Below are 18,146 nucleotides of genomic sequence, written 5' to 3'. Positions count from 1 at the left end.
TATGTGATATCATTATTATATCATCCTTATAATATTCTTGCAATATAAAATTAAATATAAATAGAAAAAGATAGTCTATATATCATTTTACTTATGTTAGAACAAAGGGTATACTATTGAATATTAAGTTAGAATTATTGGAGGTTTTATCCCTTATGAGATTTGAAAAACTTAAATTATATTTTACCCTTTTTAAAATTACATTCTCTATCAGCGCTTTTACCTTTGGTGGGGGATATATTGCTATACCCATGATACGCAAGTATTTCGTCAATGACTTAGAATTAATTAGTCAAGAAGAGCTCCTAGATATGGCTGCAATTGCCCAATCAACCCCGGGTGCCATAGCTGTTAATATTGCTGTATTAGTAGGTTATCGTATATTGGGAATTACTGGTGCAATCATCAGCTGTATAGGTACCGTTTTACCACCTTTATTGATTTTATCTGTCATATCCTTTTTTTATAAGGCTTTTAGAGATAATAGGATTATTACAGCAATTTTGAAAGGTATGCAAGCGGGAGTTGCCGCTACAATTGTTGATTTGATAGTTGATATGGGACAAGGGATTATAAAAGAAAAAAAATTACTATTTACATTAATGGCTCCCATTACATTCATAGCTAATTTTGTTTTTAATATCAATGCAATAACTATAATTGTCTTATGTTCTATTTTATCTTTCATACAAACTTATTTCAAAAACAAACAAGGAGCAATTCAAGATGAATAACACTATTCTAAAATTATTTATTAGTTTTTTGCAAGTTGGTTTATTTAGTATTGGTGGGGGATATGCGATTATCCCATTAATACAGGATAGGATGGTAAATTATTATAATTGGCTTACACTCCAAGAATATACAGATATCATTACAATTTCTCAAATGACACCTGGTCCTTTAGTTGTCAACACTGCTTCCTTTGTAGGTATACGTATTGCCGGTATTCCCGGTGCTATAGTGGCTACATTTGGAAGTATCATATCTGGATTTATTATTTCCATTCTCTTTTACGAGTTTTTTAAGAAAAACAGGGATATAAATAGTATTGCTAACATATTAAAAGGCCTACGCTCTAGCTCCGTAGGTCTTATTGCCTCTGCGGCAGGTACCATTATTTTGATTTCATTTTTCGAGACTTCATCATTACAGGTTAAAAATACTAGTGTAAATATTACAGCCATAATTATGTTCATAGTTTCTTTGCTTTTATTAAGGATACATAAATTAAACCCTATTATAGTTATAATTATAGCCGGTGTAACAGGGCTACTTTTTTATTAAGAAATAATAACCCCTAAAATTAAGAATCCTGAATCATCCCCATTTCTTTAGTTTCTTTCTTAATAGCTTAACACTTTCTAAGGATTGATCTGAAAACGAAATTAAATCGATAAAGTAACTTGTTTTCACCTCAGTATCCAATAAAAAGCCATCCAGACTATCTTTGTCCTGTTTCGAGGTAGTATTTAGTGAAATAAGTTCTTTAGAAATGGTATCTATCACATTAGAATTCTCCATTGTTGCTTTAACAGAATCCTCAGCAAGATTAATAAGTTCATCTTGATTTTGCAAGATATCCATCAGAGATATTTTAGCCTTTTCTGTTAGATGCATTCCCTTTTCTACTTCAGTAGATGCGCTAGAAGTTTTATTGTTTAATTCTTCCATCGACTCCATTATTGTGGCTATGGTACTTCCAATTTGAAGAGAGGCTTGGGTAGTAGCCTCCGAGAGCTTCTTGACTTCATCAGCAACTACGGCAAACCCCCTACCTTGCTCTCCTGCCCTAGCTGCTTCGATGGAAGCATTCAGGGATAATAAATTGGTTTGGCTTGCGATATTATTGATAATTTCTGTGAATTCTTGTATATTGGTATACGCATCTTTAAGATCAACAAAGGCAGTTTGAAACTCATCTATGATTGTCATAATAACATTAACTTGAGTAGATACATCATTCATATTTTCACTGCCTACATATGTTAACTTTTTAGTCATATCCACATTACTAAGCACATTATTTATCAATGCATTTGTGGATTCTACATTGTCAGAAAACCTTATAATATTATTGGATATATGCTGCAAACTTTTATTCGTTTCTGAAATACTTACGGATAAATCACTAACCCTTTTGGTTGACTTTCCTTCGTTTTGTAAAAGCCCATCTATTTTTTCTGATACCAATTTATTTAGGCTTTCAAATGTGCTCATTATCTTTAGTAGAACATCCTCTTCTATAAAAAAACCATTTTTATTATTATCGTTGTAATTATTTGCGGGGCTATTCTTTTTTGTTTGAAATAAATTTACTATTCTCATGGCTATTCTCCTAATCCTAATAATACTAATGTTTGGTTTAAATGCTTTCCATTAAGCTGCTCCCCGTAACTGGAAAACCCTACCAATGGTGCTAAATTAGAAAGAGGAGCCATAACCTGTTCGCCTATTTTTTGCTCTTCAAATTGCAATCGCCTAAGAATACAATTTATTGCAATAATCCCTTTAAGATTGGGTACATTTTTCATCAATTCCCTTGAGGTTTCGTTAATAACTTCTACCGGATCAAGAGGTTTAAGTATTTCTAATATCGAGTTCGTAAGCACCTGACAATAAAACTGAATAGAATCATCTGAGTTTATTTTAAATGGAGATGCAATCCAAACGTCATCACCAATTTTTCTTCCCAAGGGGTTTGTAGTAAAATATTTAGGTAAGTCTTTTTTGCCTATTCCTAGTTTTTCTGCGTAGGCCCTAGCGGCAGGCATATTATCTAATTCATATATAATCCTTCCTCTGATGTCTGCCCTCGTTACTACCATGTGATTGCCTGCAGGTTTAAAGATGTTTTCTTTTAATATATAGAATTTACAATTTGGATTTACAAATGTTACTACCGCTGCATTAGTAAAAGTATTACCATTGTAACTAACCTTGGTTTTAATAAAATCTAGTCCATCCCCGGCACTCCCGCCTATTATGGGAAATCCAGAATACTTAAATATAGAGTTAATGACAGATAAGGTTTTTTCTTCTGCTGAGGATAAACCATCTATTAAAGTTAGTGCAAAACCTTTTTTGGCACTAGAAGGATCCTCAAGAGAAAGTCCAGTTTTTCTAAAAGTTTTTATTAAATCATCCCTAAACATCATGGGTATGGTACTTATATCCTCGACTACCGTTGTAGATGTAATAAAGTTATTTGAGGATATGGCCATAGCAGATATAGAATTCTGAGTCAAATGATTATGGGAAATTTCACCTGCCGTAGTGCATCCTACAACCTCTGCATGAGTAAAAGCTTCTTTCATTATTGAAGATAGCAGCTCAAAATCATAAGTATTAGCTGCAAAAAATATTACATAACTTACGCCGGGTTTTTTTATCTGCCGTATTATTTCTTTAGCTGCAATTTTAGTATCTTCATGAGAACTAAATCCTTCATAAACATTGAGCATTTTAATCCCTCCAATAGCATCCAAGTCATAATTAACTTGTAAATACCTTCATCTTCTTATATATTTCTACACAATATTCCTAAATCCTTCCTAAATACTAAAATATTACTTATCTTAATTAAAATTAGGTTATAATGTGTTAAACCAATCATTTGCTGCTTTTATTCTCTATATAATCTAACTTTATAATTTTTAATCTTCATAAACCTTGTAAATATCTATTACTACCTATCGCGCAATAATCTTTTGAAGATATGATATGGCAATTCATCTCATATCAAATAAAGCAACTGCATTATTGTTTTGCATAAGAGATTGGAACCTTCCAAGCGCCTTTAATAAACCTCGTAGTAAAGCAAATACTCCTAAATAGCCAATCAATAGTCATCGCAACCCATATGCCTAATACCCCAAGACCAATAATACTTCCTAATATGTAGCTAAAAGCAATTCTAAAAGTCCACATGGAAATAATAGCAATAAACATTGTAAACTTTACATCGCTAGCTGCTCTTAAGGTGTTTGGTAAAGTAAATGATAAAGGCCAGATAATCATACAGCAAAAACTATGATATCTCATAATTTGCACAGCTATTTTCGTGGTTTCTGGAGTTAAGTTATATACCCCAGCTATAGCAGGGGCAAAAATAATTAAAAGAACATTAATAATGCCAAGGGATAAAAAGGTGATCTTGAGTATGGTTTTCGTATAATACACTGCCTGTTCGTAGTCCCCTGCGCCTACACATTGACCGATAATTGTAATCAGTGCAAGGCCTGTAGCAACTCCGGGTAGTGTTGCAAAACCGCCTACGGTGTTACCCACTGCATTAGCAGCAATGGAGGAAGTACCATAACTTGCAACCAGACTCATAACTAGTATTTTACCTACCTGGAACATACTATTTTCTAAACTATTGGGAATGCCAATATGTAAAATTTGTTTAATAAAATGCGGATTTAGTTTTAAAGAAAAATGTTTTTTGATATTGATGTCATATCTTGGGTTTCGTATAAGTGCAAACACAATAATAGCAGCTACAACACGGGATATTAATGTAGCAGTACCTGCCCCTGCCACCCCCATACCAAATCCAAATATTAAGATAGCATTACCACATATATTTATCACATTCATAACTAAGGAAGTCATCATAGAAACTTTAGAATTCCCCATGGAGCGAAATAAGGCTGCACAGCTATTATAAATACTTAAAAAGGGATATGACAATAATGAAAGCAAAAAGTAAACCTGAGCATTTTCCATGATTTCATAATCTACTTTTCCAAAGATTGTACTCAGGATAAGTTTATTATAAGTAAGACCAATAACCATAATAACAATGGATATAATAACTGAAATAAGCAAAAGCTGATTGGCAGATGTCCTTGCATTTTCCTTTTCTTTTTTGCCAATGTACTGGGCAGATATAACGGCACCTCCAGTGGCTAGAGCCGCAAAAACATTAATGAGTAATATATTAATAGTATCTACAAGTGATACCCCCGAAACAGCACTTTCCCCTACCCCAGAAATCATTATAATATCTGCCATACCCACGGTTACAGCTAAGAGCTGCTCTATTATGAGGGGTATGATTAAACGTTTTAAATCTCTTTTAGAAAACATTGGATTTGTATTTGTCTCTTTATTCAAACAAGTCACTTCTTTCATTTATAAAGTCCTTTCCGTCAAAACTAATACAAATAATAAATTTATTATAACCGAAACCCTTATTACAATAATTTACAATTGTAGTTAATGTAGTTCCATAAAGTCTTATATAATCATCTTTTATTGAATAATCTGGTTTTGCATGATATAGAAATGATAATATAGTTTTATTATTTATAAACCTTAAATTTATAAAATATCCTTATACTATCCCAAGTGGTAATACCAATAAAGAATGTTACAAAAATCCACCTTGCCCTATCAAGCCATACCGTGATGGCTTCAATTGACCCATTTACAAGATTAGAAAATGCGGATATGAAGTTAATATTAAATAGCTGATTATCAAACAACATAATGATTAAAAGTATGCACATAAGTATATTATATAAAGCATTTAATATAATAAGTGGCATAGTCCATCTCTTAGTAATATACTTCCATACAAAAATACCTAATTGAAATACAGCTAATATTAATATAAAAACTATATATATTTCTAATCTATTGATATCAAATAATGATGTAATATTTAGGGTATTGTTTTTATCTCTAATATATATAGCTATAAGCTGCGGTTGAAAATATAATAAAGCAGTAAATGTTATGGTAGATAATATCGAAAAGATTGTTTCACCCCTAGAAATTTTCAAATTATTATTTAGAGGTATTTCTGGCAATAAATCGGGAGTCCATTCACTACTAAAGGCTGGTAAATATCCTGGTTCAACCCCACTTCTTTCTAAAATTATAAATATTAAAGTAACCCAAAAAGCCCCTTGCATAGTTCCTACTAATGCTCCTGTAAGTACATTGGTAAATATCCCTACAATCCTATCTATTAAATCCATTCCGTATCTGTTTATTATGGAATCTACCATCGAAATACTTGCAAAAACAACAATACAAATTCCCACTACCACTTTTAGAATTCCAATATATTTATTAAAATATCCTGGGCCAATTAAGTATCTTTTCTGGGGATTATATTCATTGGCCAAATTCATTGGACTGCCTAGTTCTTCAAGAACTCTGTATACATCCTCCTCAGTATAGCTATTAGTTAACATATATTCAATATTAGCTCTTAATTCTTTTGTAATGTCATCACGGATATTATTCGGTAAACATTCAGCTACTGCATAGATATAACGATCAATTAGATTCATTTTCATCCTCCTCTAGAACATTCTCTAATAAATTTGAAATTTGTTTCCATTCTTTTTTAAGTCTTTTATACACCTTTTTTCCTTCTGCACTCATAGTATAGTATTTTCGTGGCCTACTTTCACTTGTATCCCACTCGCTTATCAATAATTTCTGTTTTTCTAGTCTTCGCAGTAAGGGATAAAGCGTTCCTGCCTCAATTGGAACTCCTTTATTATCTAATTTTTGTACAAGAGAATATCCGTATTCATGTGAATGAAGTTGACTAAGTACTATAAGTACTGTCGTTCCTCGTTTTAATTCTACTACAAGAGAATTAAATAATTCTTCTATAGATTCCATATTATCACCTCTATTTTAATATACTGTATGTCACATACTATTGTCAATCATACATTATTAATGTTCCTTATTTTATGCTCTTATTCCCACATAAACCTGTAGTGGATTTGCACTTACCCTAAAAATTTGCGTTAAAAGGAATTATTCACCAATGAATCCTCTGCCGCTAATAAAAAATGCCTGTTAGTAATAAGTTAACAAGTTACTAACAGGCATTTTTCCCTTATAAGATAGATTAAAACTTTATTTCGATAGCTTATCAATAATAGCCATTATCTCTGTAATCTTTTCACGCTGTTCTCCTGCTTCAAAGGCTTCTTGTACACAACTTCCTAAATGGTCATGGAGTACATCCCTATTGATGTTGCGTAGTATAGCCTGTGTAGCCATAAGTTGATTGGAGATGTCAATACAATATCTGTCCTCTTCAACCATTTTTAAGATACCATCAATTTGACCCCTTGTAGTTTTTAGAAGACGCATTACTTTTTCCTTATCTGATTTCATATCCAACCCTCTTTCTACCATAAGTTTATTTTTATTATTTGTTAATTAAATAAACTCTTTTTTTCTGTAATAGATACAACCTTAAATTCTGCTTCTTCTAAAGCATCTATAAATACCTGTTTATCTAAGTCTTTCGCTAAATTGACCACTGCTCTTTTTTTCTTAAGATTGACTTTAGCCTCCACTCCATCAATCGCATTTAATGCCTTTGTAGCTTTGGCTACACAATGTTCACAATTCATTCCTTCAATTTCTATTATTTTTTTCATTGCTTTATATCTCCCTTTAAATAAATTTTGTTTTCTTATTTTGCTTTTGCATGTTTTGGTTCAAATAATTTTAGCCTTAGAGCATTAGACACAACAAACACTGAACTCATACTCATTGCTGCAGCACCAAACATTGGACTAAGTTTCCACCCAAAGGTTGTAAAAAATACTCCTGCGGCCAATGGTATTCCTAAGCTATTGTAAAAGAATGCCCAGAATAAGTTTTCCTTAATATTTTTAATTGTAGCTTTGCTTAGTTGAATAGCTGTAACAGCATCTAGTAAATCACTTCTCATTAAAACTATATCTGCCGACTCAATAGCAACATCTGTACCAGCCCCAATAGCTATACCTACATCTGCCCTTGCTAAGGCAGGTGCATCATTGATACCATCACCAACCATTGCAACTTTTTTGCCACCTTCTTGTATAATCCTAATCTCTTTTTCTTTATCTTGTGGTAATATTTCAGCAACAACTCTATCGATGTGTAATTGTCTTCTAATTGCCTCGGCGGTTTTCTTATTATCACCTGTAAGCATTACTACATCTATTCCCATAGTTTTAAGCTGATTTATGGCTTCGTAACTTGTAGGTTTAACTACATCTGCTACGGCAATGATACCTAAAAGACTTCTGTCATCTGCAAAATATAGGGGGGTTTTCCCTTCCATAGCAAATGAATCCGAGGCATCTTGGAAAGATCCTATATTAATTTTCTTATCATTCATTAATGCCAAATTACCTGCAATATATTGTTTCCCATCTATTTTTCCAACTATACCTCTTCCGGAAATAGCGTTAAATTCATCAACATCCTTAAATAATATTCCTTCTTCCTTTGCTTTTTGAACAATAGCTTCGGCCAATGGATGCTCTGAAGGTTTTTCCATAGATGCAGCTATTTCTAATAGATGTTGTTTTGTTCCTCCCTTTGTTACAATTATATCTGTAACTATAGGCTTACCTTCTGTAATTGTACCAGTCTTATCAAGAACAATAGTTTTAACCCTATGCAGTGTTTCTAGGGCTTCTGCAGACTTAATTAGTATTCCATTGGATGCGCCCTTTCCTGTTCCAACCATAATAGCCACCGGAGTCGCTAATCCTAAGGCACAAGGACAGGAAATTACTAATACCGCAATACCCATGGATAATGCAAATTCAAAAGGATATCCTAAAAGTAACCATACAACCATGCTTATTAGTGATATGGACATTACTATAGGAACAAATACTCCACTTATCTTATCTGCCATTTTTGCGATGGGCGCCTTAGATGAACCTGCCTCTTCTACTAGCTGGATGATTTTTGCTAACGTAGTATCATCCCCAACCTTTTCTGCCTTAAATTTGAAAAATCCTGTTTTATTTATAGTAGCAGCTATTACCTTATCACCTATATTTTTCTCTATAGGGATACTTTCACCTGTTAAGGCAGATTGATCTATAGCTGAGCTTCCCTCAATAATAACCCCATCTACAGGTATACTTTGACCCGGTCTTACAATTACTATATCATCTTTAACTACATCCTCAACGGAAATTTCAACTTCATTACCGCCTCGGATAACTGATGCTGTCTTTGGTGCAAGATCCATTAATTTAGATATTGCCTCAGACGTCCTTCCTTTGGCCCTTATTTCTAAAAGTTTACCAAACGTAATTAGGGCTAAAATCATTGCTGCAGATTCCAAATATAAGTCTTTTGTATATTTAGTAACAATGCTTAAATCATTATGTCCTAAACCATATCCAATTCTAAAAATTGCAAATGCCCCATATACTAATCCTGCCGCTGAACCTACAGCTATAAGTGAATCCATATTTGGAGCGCCATGGAATAAAGTTTTAAAACCAACTTGATAGTACTTGCGATTAACATAAACAATCGGTAGGGTAAGCAATAATTGCATAAAAGCAAAGCTTATTGCATTTTCTGGTCCTATTAACCAATTAGGATGAGGAAGGTTAAACATATGTCCCATAGATATATACATTAGAGGAATTAAAAATGCAAATGAAATTATTGTACGATTTTTCATTTCCTTTATTTCTTCCTCTACGGGATTAACTCCTTTTTCTTTTTGCTTATCAAGACTTGCTCCCCGTACAAATACAGAAGCATTATATCCTGCCCCTTCAACTGCACTTATAATCTTGCCATTATCCATACTGCCTTCATCGTATTCAACAGTCATACTATTTGAAAGTAAATTTACATTTACAGACTTAACGCCTGGGAGTTTCCCAACCGTCTTTTCGACTGTACTTGAACAAGATGAACAAGTCATACCCTGTACATTAAATTTTTGATCCATATTTCCACCCCATTCTTATCATTTTCCCACGCCACCCCCAGTGGGGTATCTACATATAGATTATATTCTTTACTATACTTTGTCAATAGGTAATCATTGAATCATTGAATCATTGGGGACGGTTCTTTTTGATTTGCCTTTGATTTATTTATAATTTAATCCCCTACTTTATTTACTATTTCTCTAGTTCAAAGCTTGTACCGTATTATAAGATATTTCTAGAAGATTAGCAATTTTTCTTAAGGATAACTGGCTTCCTTTTATTAGTTTTATGATAATCTCCTTCATATACATATCATTGTCCTTTATCCTCTTAAATCAATGATTCCTTTTTTATTACAGTATTTAGAAATAATACCTTGAGAACTTTCAAGTCTATCGAAAACGCAAAATACATTACCTTCAGCTTAAATGATGGCATTCATTTTTGCTTTATCCGTGGATTTGGAGAAATGGTATTTGCCGTCAGCCCTATGAACACTCCTAGGAAGTATGTGCACCCACTAGCAAACAGTTTTTCTGATTTTTTGTGTCTTTTACTTGCTTGCGGTGATACCGCAGCCTTAGAACAGGCACATGGTTGGCACCAGAAGGAGTTTGACACTTTTTTAGAGGATAATCCAGTTACCAAAGAACAAATGGCGGTATTGAACATTATTCGTGAGAAGCTATATCTTGAGCCAATGGAGCACCCTTTTACCTATATCAAACAATTGCAGGCCGAGTTCGACTATAGCAAAATCAAGTTCACAAAAGACTATGAAGACTTTATCCCACCAGTGCCATCACTTCCCGAATGGAAGGTATGTTTTGACGGTAACTTTTGGGGGCAGTCTGGGCGGCAAAGACCAGGTAAAGAGATTACTGTCCAAACTCATTTTAATTTAAACGATAAAGAATGGCATATTCCTTCCATCTATTCTTGTAGTAGTGGATTGATTATAGATTTTTGCATTAAAATCCCTGCCAAGCGTATTACTAACTTTATAGATAAGTGGGAACTCTCTCCCGAAAATGGTGGCAGTAACTTTTCTGAACAGCAGCAAGAGGAAATTGAAACTGAAAATCCTATTACAATCAATATTAGTCCGGAAATTGTGTTAAACGGTAAGACAATTTCATGTTCCCACAGTTATAAATTATCGTGGAATCCTTGTTTTCCCGAGCTGAATGAGATAGAAAGCTATGGAGCTTGTAAACACTATGGACTTGACCAAAACTCAGGCTGGGTCATCTGGAGATCAGCCTTTCCTTGGCAAACAAAACGTAAGCCCTCAATATCATCTCTAGATGTAATGATTAAGCATGACCCTATTAATATCAGTAGTTCACATTTCAATATAAATGCCCCGGGTGAACGCATTGAATTTACGAATCCAGTAACGAATATATTACACATAATGACTGTACAGGAATACAAATTACAAGAAATTCCAACCAATATGTTTAGTGACGAAGATTACGATTTTCCATCCCACTGTATTGCAATGAGCTACACTATTTCACCAGATCTTGATGATGAATCTTTCTCAGTCCGTGACTGTAGCAGTGGAGATAAACCTCGCAAAAAACATCGCAATCCAATGGAACCGCAAGCTATCAGTGACTGCTTTGCAGTCGGTATCATTAGTGGAGCACATTCACTTGCTGCTATTACCTTTGGAGATAGCCGACAAGGAAAACTTCGTGCCTTGTGTTCTGCTTTGCACTTTGAGCCTGTAGAAACAGTGGACTGGAAGATTATTTTTCATGAAAAGCCATGTCACGATATGACCGTAAAATTAATATAAACTTTATATAAGTGTCGTACCTTGAGTTACAAATACCATTACAATATTAATTAGGCCAATACACTTTTATCGATGTAGCAAAAGCGAACGTCAACAGTTGTTTAGGGCGCTTCGCCTGTTGGAATAGGACGCCGGTAAAGTGTGTAATAAATGACGGTTTGATTTTCCATTGCTTTTAGGCAAGCGGCAAACATTCCTCCACTTCATCAGTCTCGCCACAATTCATCACCTTCATCCTAATCAAAAATAACCAGAGCGTCCTCTGGTTATTTCTGATTCCCATTATAGGTTTTCTAATTGCTTATCAATAGATTCGAGTCGATCTTGCAACATGGTTTTCTGTTCATTGAGCAACTCTTTTTGTGTTTTCGAGGAGATCTGGTTAACTGAGAACCCTCTACCAAAGCCACGACCGAAACCGCGTCTGCAAGCAAGTCCAAGGCCTAATCCCATTCCGAGACCAACTCCATACTTTACTGCATTGGCACCTGTGCAAATTCCTAAACCTCTTCCAGTCATTGCTCCGGCACCCATTGGACCGGTTCCATCTCTTCTTGGCATGCTATTCACCTCCTTATAGTTTATGACATATGTCACTTATACTTATTATACCTCATTAATGTCATATGTCAATAACTATTCCTACAATATCACCTATAATTGCCCAACGATATCCCCCTCATTTGGTTCATTTCATTATAAATTTTCTTATGTGGGTATGTATATCCTTATAGGGAGGATATTTCATAGACATGTCAAATATAAAGCCATTCTGAAGTACAGATTTTTTATGTGAGAATGCATCAAAGCTATATCGCCCATGATAACTGCCAATACCACTTGTTCCCCTTCCGCCGAAAGGCAGATTATGATTTGTAACATGACTGATTACATCATTAATGCACCCCCCACCAAAAGGAATTCCATGAATCAGCTGTTTCATTAACATTTTATCAGTTGAAAACAGGTAGAAGCCAAGAGGATTGGGATTTCGTGCTATTATCTCTTTTATATCCTGTGGCTTATGATACACAACAACGGGAAGAATAGGACCAAATATTTCTTCCTGCATAATGGGGGAATTCAAATCATCAATCTCTATAATGCTAGGCTCAATATAGAGTTTTTGTTCATTAGAACTACCTCCAAAAATAATCTTACTCTCTACCAGATAGTTTTTAAGCCTGTCGAAATGTTTCTTGTTAATGATACGCCCAAAGTCTGGACTATTTTGTGGGTTTTCCGAAAAAAATACAGTTATCCATTTCTTAAGTGCAATATACAACTGTTCCTTTATATCTTTGTGCACTATCAAATAATCGGGGGCTATACAGGTTTGCCCTGCGTTCATGAACTTACCCCATAAAATTCTTTTTGCCGTAATATCAATATTTATATTCTTATCTACAACGCAAGGGCTCTTTCCACCTAGCTCCAAGGTTACAGAAGTCAAATGCTTTGCAGCTCTTTCCATGACTATCTTCCCAATCTCGGGACTTCCGGTGAAGAATATTTTATCAAAAGGTTGCTCAAGCAGGTACTTACTAACCTCTGAATCCCCATCAATAACAAATATATAATTGCTGTCAAATGTATTGTTTATTAGCTTTTTGATAACATCAATTGATGCCACTGAATACTCCGAAGGTTTTATTATACAGCAATTGCCTGCTGCAATTGCACCGACAAGAGGTACCAGTGAAAGCTGAAAAGGATAGTTCCATGGACTGATTATCAGCGAGACCCCAAAAGGCTCTGCCATAATATAATTCTTTGAGGGGAAAGTGAGAAACGTCGATTTGATCTTTTCTGGTTTTGCCCACTTTTTCAAATTCTTAATAGCAGTATTGATTTCTCTAATAATCAAACCAATCTCAGAGGTATAGGATTCTATTAACGGCTTATACAAATCCTGTTTAAGGGCATTTAAAATCTCTTGTTCATTACCTATAATGGCAGATTTAAGTCGTTTCAGCTCTGCAAGCCGAAATTCAATGTCAAGTGTTTTACCGTTATTAAAGTATTCTTTTTGTTCATTTACGATTTTTACAATTTCTTTATATTCCATGTTTTCATACACCCCCGTACTGCTTTCTTTTCTTGCTACTCTTGGCATAAAAACATCTCCTGTCAAATTATTTACAGAAAGTGTAATCCAATACACAAAGTAATCAACTAGAACCATCCCCGATGATTCTAATCATTTTCTTTATCTCTTCTTCTGTCAGATTTCTCCACTTTCCTACAGGCAAATTCTTTAATTTAATATTCATAATACGAATCCGCTTTAATTTCTCAACCCTATAACCAAAATGACTGCACATTCTTCTTATTTGTCTGTTTAATCCTTGAGTAAGAGTAATTTTAAATGTCCTGGCGTTTATTTTTTCGACTTTACAACGGTTTGTCAAAGTATATTCATTCTTAACAGGATTATAGATCTCCACTCTACCTGACATTCCCTCAATAAAGGCAGGTGTGATAGCTTTATTTACAGTTACAATATAATCCTTCTCATTGTCGTTTTCATTCCTCAATATTTTATTGACAATATCCCCATCATTGGTAAGCAAAATTAATCCCTCTGACTCTTTGTCCAGCCTTCCTATTGGAAAAATACGTTCAGGGTGATTTATAAAATCAATTATATTGCCTTTTATGTGCCTCTCAGTCGTACAAGTAATACCTGGTGGTTTATTTAAGGCAATATATAGCTTTGTCATCTTTGGCTTTACCAACTGGCCATTTACCTCTACTCTATCCTCGGGATATACGCTATCTCCAATTACAGCTGTATTACCATTGATCTTTACTTTTCCCTGTTCAATTAACTCGTCAACCTGTCTTCTTGAACATAATCCCGTTGAACTAATAAACTTATTAATCCTCATATTCATCACCTTATAAATGTTCTTTGCTGCATTGATTCCATAAAAAAGAAAAGTTAATAATAGAATCTATCTCTAGTAATATATTCTGACATCAATTTTTTCCAAAGCCCTATCGAATTAGAACCTCTAGACAAACCAACTGTAACCGTACAGTACATAAACAAGCATACAGGAACAAGACTAGAACCTGATGAAGTTTATGAGGTAGAACCCAACACAACGGTAACAGAAAGTAAAAAAGTTTTTACAGGAATGAGTTATTTCAACAATGTAATTTCAGAAGATGGAGGGGCAACATGGAGATCCCCTGGTACGAATGAAACCATTGGGAACGATTTGTCCTGAGGTACCATCCCAGCGGACGGTATGCATTAATCCGAGCCTTAGTTATCTTGTGATAACTTTTTTTGTACACTATCAATGTGAGCCTTTTTGACGGTCTCATCTGCATTTGCATATTTTTGCAGCTTAAAAAATAATTGATTCATCTCTTCAGTAGTTAGGCATTTTTTCGAAGTGGCTATATCCTCTCTTATCGTTTTGGGTAATGCATTTCTCTTTATAACTTTGATATCAGGTGATACAACAGTAATCTTTTTCAATTCACAGCGCTCGCTAAAAATTATGTATGATTTATAGAAAGAACTATCATCTATTTCTGCGACCCTTTTTAGTGCATTGATATGACTATTATTTTGCCGTATAGGATTAAAGAATCGATTTTTCTGCTTATTTTATAACATTTGAGTCCAGTTCTTATCTTTCTCATTGCCAAAAATCCACCCACTATAATTCTTTGATTCAAAGACATATATACCTGTTTAGGAAATCATAATTAAATCAATCTCTGTTGTTGCTCCATCCGACTTAGGGATGTATAAATTAGCCATAAGTTTATTATTTCCATCTAACTTCTCAAGATATCTGAAGGTTAAGAACTCCCCATAATTTCCTTTATCAAAGATTGTTTTTAAAAAACTATTCTCACTTACATTCTTATAGCTAGATTTATTATATGCTCTATATCTAAGCATTACAATAATTGCATATGTTAATAAAAAGCAAATCACTAAAAATCCCATATCAACCTCTTCTTTATCATATTTCTTAAGTATTCTGACACCTATATCCAGACCGATTTAAAAACTAGTAATCCTGCTTATTAAATCCACATCCCTCCTCTCGAATCTTCTTGCATCACGAACCACCCCTCGGAATCATTGGGGACGATTTTTTTGATTTTTCCTTGATTTGTTAGGCTCTAATCCCATATTTTATTTACTATCTCTCTGATTAAAAGCTTGTATCCTATTATAAGACATTTTTGGAAGATTAGCAATTTTCCTCAAGTAACTGATGTAACTGATGTACCTGGTTCATAAGTTATTGCAAACCGTCTTAGTTTTTCTTTTAAATCTTTTATCTTCGCTTGTATTGTATATATTATTTTTTTAAATTCTTTATCACTCTTACCAATGGGATTGTCAAGTCCCTTTTCAACTGGATGAAGTGCTTTTTTTCCTCCATTTCAAGCCCCTACAGAAGCCATTGCATCTGTTGCAGTGTAATTTCTTTTACTTCGGCAGCATTCTTAGGCCACTGAAATTTCATTCCCTCCAATAATTTTTTGCTGGCTAAGATAAATTCGTTTTTATTATATCTTAAAACTTTGATGGAGTTTTTTCTTTTATTGCAAAAGATGAAGACACAGCTATCTGAAAATGATTCTATTTTAAACTGTAGGTTTACCAGTGCCACCAATCCATCATTTGCTTGCGGAAGTCAGTTGATCCACAGGCAATGTAAATATGTTCTGCATCCTTTGCAAAAAGGTCTAACATCTTTTTTGTAGCTGGCTGATGAATTCTACGAAGGTCGGTGTATCATTTGTATCCATATCATCTTTATTAATAAATTCAATGCGTTTTCTCCAATAGTAATAGGCATGTAAGGATAACACTCTACACTGATCTGGATGAAGTTTGTTATCCGAGCAAGCAAATTGAAAATTTTGGGTCAATGTGCTCGCAGGTTCATCCCACATCATTCTTTTATAAGCGCTCACAAATCCCTTCATTAAACGTTTTTCACCTGTTTTCTTATCTTCAACCCAAGGTCTAGGTAGTAAGGCACCACATTTTTCACAATATAAGGGCGTTTCTGTACTGTATTTATTTATTCCTTCTTCATTATGAGAGGCTCCGTGTCTTTGGTTTCCTGTATATCCGCATTCAGGATTTACACACTGATTGTTAAAGGCGGTCTCACCTTCAGGTGTATTATCAACCCAAAATATCTTCTTCTCATCAAGAATTGGAACTTTATGCAATGGATTAAACTTTTTATCAATGTTTTTACCTTTTTCAGCCCTAAGTGGCGGAAGATTACCAATAGCCTCTCTCAATGTAATCCAATGGCTTGTTACCAACGTATCTGTTGAAGAATGAGTTGGCGGCGGAATAAGTGTTTTATTTGATTCAAAAACCATTTTTCCTTTTTCGTTTCTCGTTAATACTGTTATCAATCTTCTTCTGTGTTGAGGAATCCCATAATCCGCCACATCAACTACCTTAGGTTCTCCAGAATAAACATCTCCTAATTCTCTTTTAATATATTCAATAATATTTATTAAATTATCTTCCTCGTCTAAAATTAGTGTATTGACCATATTAGCCACATTTTCAAGAATTACCCACTCTGGCTGAAGTTCTTTTATTATCTTGACTGCCGGAATTATTAATCGATTTCTTGGGTCCATCTTTGGTCTAAGACCTTTTCTATAATCATTTAACATTTTCCCCATGCCATTTGATGACATTCCTTGACATGGCGGAGTTGCTATTATCATAAATGGTGCTTCTTCATATTGTGTTCTATAATACGAAACAATTTCTTCTTTTAACTCCCAAATATCTCCTAGAAAACATTTTGCATCAGGATAGTTATTTGAAAACAGTTTCATACGTTCTGGTAACAGCTCACATCCAATGACCGTTTGAATATTGTTTGCTTTTAATCCTAAATCTCCAATTCCAGAAGATGAAAATAAACTTATAGCATTTCTATTCATCTTATGTCTCCTATTCTAAATATTTGCACTTTTTCCACTTTTAATCCACTCGTCTAATTCTGATTTTTTAAACTTCCACAGCTTACCTATTTTGTGTGCTGGAATGCCTATGTCTTTTCGAATCCAGTTTCTTATAGTGTCTTTATTTACGCTCAAGTAATCAGCGGCTTCTTCAAGATTAATCCATTTATCATTATTCTCAATAGTCATATCAAATCTCCTCGCATATATTTTTCGGGTTTTCACTCTTTAGTATTATACCATATTTTTATTTTCTTTTCAACATTTTTATATGATTTAATATGATTTGATATGAATACATGAAATATTTAATAATTCTTTCTCCCCAACCTATTCCATTTCAAACCTGTCAACTCAACCCTATGACCTACCGACCGTGGATATGTTTGGTTTTGACACAAAACAAAAAATCCGAGAGCCGCAGTTTCTCCCCCCAACTCTCGGAATACCTTCATTTCAAGCCTTTTCCACACATTACTTATCTTTTCTTGACATCAATACCACCGTCTCCACATGGATCGAGTTGATGGAATTGATGTCTGTGGGGCATTTTTTATAGCATCTGTACGTGGGAACATGTCAATGGTTTTTCGGTCATTTTTGAGAAAGCACTGTTCGTGGGAACATAT

19 protein-coding genes are annotated in these 18,146 nt (G+C 34.2%); 3 read left to right on the top strand and 16 right to left on the bottom strand.

Annotated features, from left to right (window positions below; all coding sequences use genetic code 11):
• The first annotated feature begins 155 nt into the window (after positions 1–155).
• Both GX308_09050 and GX308_09045 read left to right on the top strand, forming a co-directional pair.
• Complete coding sequence (locus tag GX308_09050; GenBank protein ID NLK22198.1) at positions 156–734, top strand: chromate transporter; 579 nt, start codon at positions 156–158, stop codon at positions 732–734.
• The gene (locus GX308_09045) at positions 727–1,287 is read left to right on the top strand and encodes a chromate transporter (protein ID NLK22197.1); all 561 of its coding nucleotides are present in this window, start codon (positions 727–729) and stop codon (positions 1,285–1,287) included. Before GX308_09050 ends, GX308_09045 begins: the two co-directional genes overlap by 8 nt.
• Before the next feature lie 33 nt (positions 1,288–1,320).
• On the opposite strand, the gene GX308_09040 is transcribed toward GX308_09045, so the two are convergent.
• From GX308_09040 to GX308_09005, 8 genes are all read right to left on the bottom strand, one after another.
• Positions 1,321–2,328 carry a hypothetical protein gene (locus GX308_09040; GenBank protein NLK22196.1) on the bottom strand — a complete coding sequence of 336 codons (1,008 nt, stop codon included), beginning with the start codon at positions 2,326–2,328 and terminating at the stop codon, positions 1,321–1,323.
• A gap of 2 nt (positions 2,329–2,330) precedes the next feature.
• Complete coding sequence (locus GX308_09035; GenBank protein NLK22195.1) at positions 2,331–3,464, bottom strand: hypothetical protein; 1,134 nt, start codon at positions 3,462–3,464, stop codon at positions 2,331–2,333.
• A gap of 295 nt (positions 3,465–3,759) precedes the next feature.
• Complete coding sequence (locus GX308_09030) at positions 3,760–5,094, bottom strand: MATE family efflux transporter (protein ID NLK22194.1); 1,335 nt, start codon at positions 5,092–5,094, stop codon at positions 3,760–3,762.
• Positions 5,095–5,309: 215 nt separating this feature from the next.
• A complete protein-coding gene (locus tag GX308_09025; GenBank protein ID NLK22193.1) occupies positions 5,310–6,308 on the bottom strand; it encodes a hypothetical protein in 999 nt (332 codons plus the stop codon).
• Positions 6,295–6,648, bottom strand: a complete 354-nt coding sequence (locus GX308_09020; protein ID NLK22192.1) for a PadR family transcriptional regulator — start codon at positions 6,646–6,648, stop codon at positions 6,295–6,297. Before GX308_09020 ends, GX308_09025 begins: the two co-directional genes overlap by 14 nt.
• Before the next feature lie 243 nt (positions 6,649–6,891).
• Positions 6,892–7,155 carry a metal-sensing transcriptional repressor gene (locus GX308_09015; protein NLK22191.1) on the bottom strand — a complete coding sequence of 88 codons (264 nt, stop codon included), beginning with the start codon at positions 7,153–7,155 and terminating at the stop codon, positions 6,892–6,894.
• Positions 7,156–7,196: 41 nt separating this feature from the next.
• Positions 7,197–7,424 (bottom strand): heavy-metal-associated domain-containing protein, encoded by a 228-nt coding sequence (locus tag GX308_09010; GenBank protein ID NLK22190.1) that lies wholly within the window; start codon positions 7,422–7,424, stop codon positions 7,197–7,199.
• A 35-nt stretch (positions 7,425–7,459) separates the two neighbouring features.
• Entirely contained in the window at positions 7,460–9,745 is a 2,286-nt protein-coding gene (locus tag GX308_09005; GenBank protein NLK22189.1) for a copper-translocating P-type ATPase, read from the bottom strand.
• 452 nt (positions 9,746–10,197) lie between these two features.
• Between GX308_09005 and GX308_09000 the strand changes: the two genes are divergently transcribed.
• Entirely contained in the window at positions 10,198–11,535 is a 1,338-nt protein-coding gene (locus tag GX308_09000; GenBank protein ID NLK22188.1) for a hypothetical protein, read from the top strand.
• Positions 11,536–11,817: 282 nt separating this feature from the next.
• Here the strand turns inward: GX308_09000 and GX308_08995 are convergent, their stop codons facing one another.
• The 8 genes from GX308_08995 to GX308_08960 form a co-directional block, all read right to left on the bottom strand.
• Positions 11,818–12,096 carry a DUF5320 domain-containing protein gene (locus tag GX308_08995; GenBank protein ID NLK22187.1) on the bottom strand — a complete coding sequence of 93 codons (279 nt, stop codon included), beginning with the start codon at positions 12,094–12,096 and terminating at the stop codon, positions 11,818–11,820.
• A gap of 127 nt (positions 12,097–12,223) precedes the next feature.
• Positions 12,224–13,651 (bottom strand): aldehyde dehydrogenase, encoded by a 1,428-nt coding sequence (locus GX308_08990; GenBank protein ID NLK22186.1) that lies wholly within the window; start codon positions 13,649–13,651, stop codon positions 12,224–12,226.
• A gap of 55 nt (positions 13,652–13,706) precedes the next feature.
• Positions 13,707–14,426 (bottom strand): 23S rRNA pseudouridine(2604) synthase RluF, encoded by a 720-nt coding sequence (gene rluF / locus GX308_08985; protein NLK22185.1) that lies wholly within the window; start codon positions 14,424–14,426, stop codon positions 13,707–13,709.
• Between the two features lie 734 nt (positions 14,427–15,160).
• Entirely contained in the window at positions 15,161–15,241 is an 81-nt protein-coding gene (locus tag GX308_08980) for an NERD domain-containing protein (protein NLK22184.1), read from the bottom strand.
• A gap of 6 nt (positions 15,242–15,247) precedes the next feature.
• Entirely contained in the window at positions 15,248–15,508 is a 261-nt protein-coding gene (locus GX308_08975; protein ID NLK22183.1) for an NERD domain-containing protein, read from the bottom strand.
• Positions 15,509–15,962: 454 nt separating this feature from the next.
• Positions 15,963–16,184 (bottom strand): IS66 family insertion sequence element accessory protein TnpB, encoded by a 222-nt coding sequence (tnpB, locus tag GX308_08970; protein ID NLK22182.1) that lies wholly within the window; start codon positions 16,182–16,184, stop codon positions 15,963–15,965.
• Positions 16,185–16,260: 76 nt separating this feature from the next.
• Positions 16,261–17,496 carry a DNA cytosine methyltransferase gene (locus GX308_08965; protein NLK22181.1) on the bottom strand — a complete coding sequence of 412 codons (1,236 nt, stop codon included), beginning with the start codon at positions 17,494–17,496 and terminating at the stop codon, positions 16,261–16,263.
• A gap of 15 nt (positions 17,497–17,511) precedes the next feature.
• Positions 17,512–17,706, bottom strand: coding sequence for a helix-turn-helix domain-containing protein (locus GX308_08960; GenBank protein NLK22180.1), 195 nt, complete (start codon positions 17,704–17,706; stop codon positions 17,512–17,514).
• Between the last annotated feature and the right edge of the window lie 440 nt (positions 17,707–18,146).

This window comes from Candidatus Epulonipiscium sp. (genome assembly GCA_012519205.1).
Classification (GTDB): domain Bacteria; phylum Bacillota; class Clostridia; order Lachnospirales; family Defluviitaleaceae; genus JAAYQR01.
This window is presented reverse-complemented; position numbering and strand designations above follow the sequence as displayed.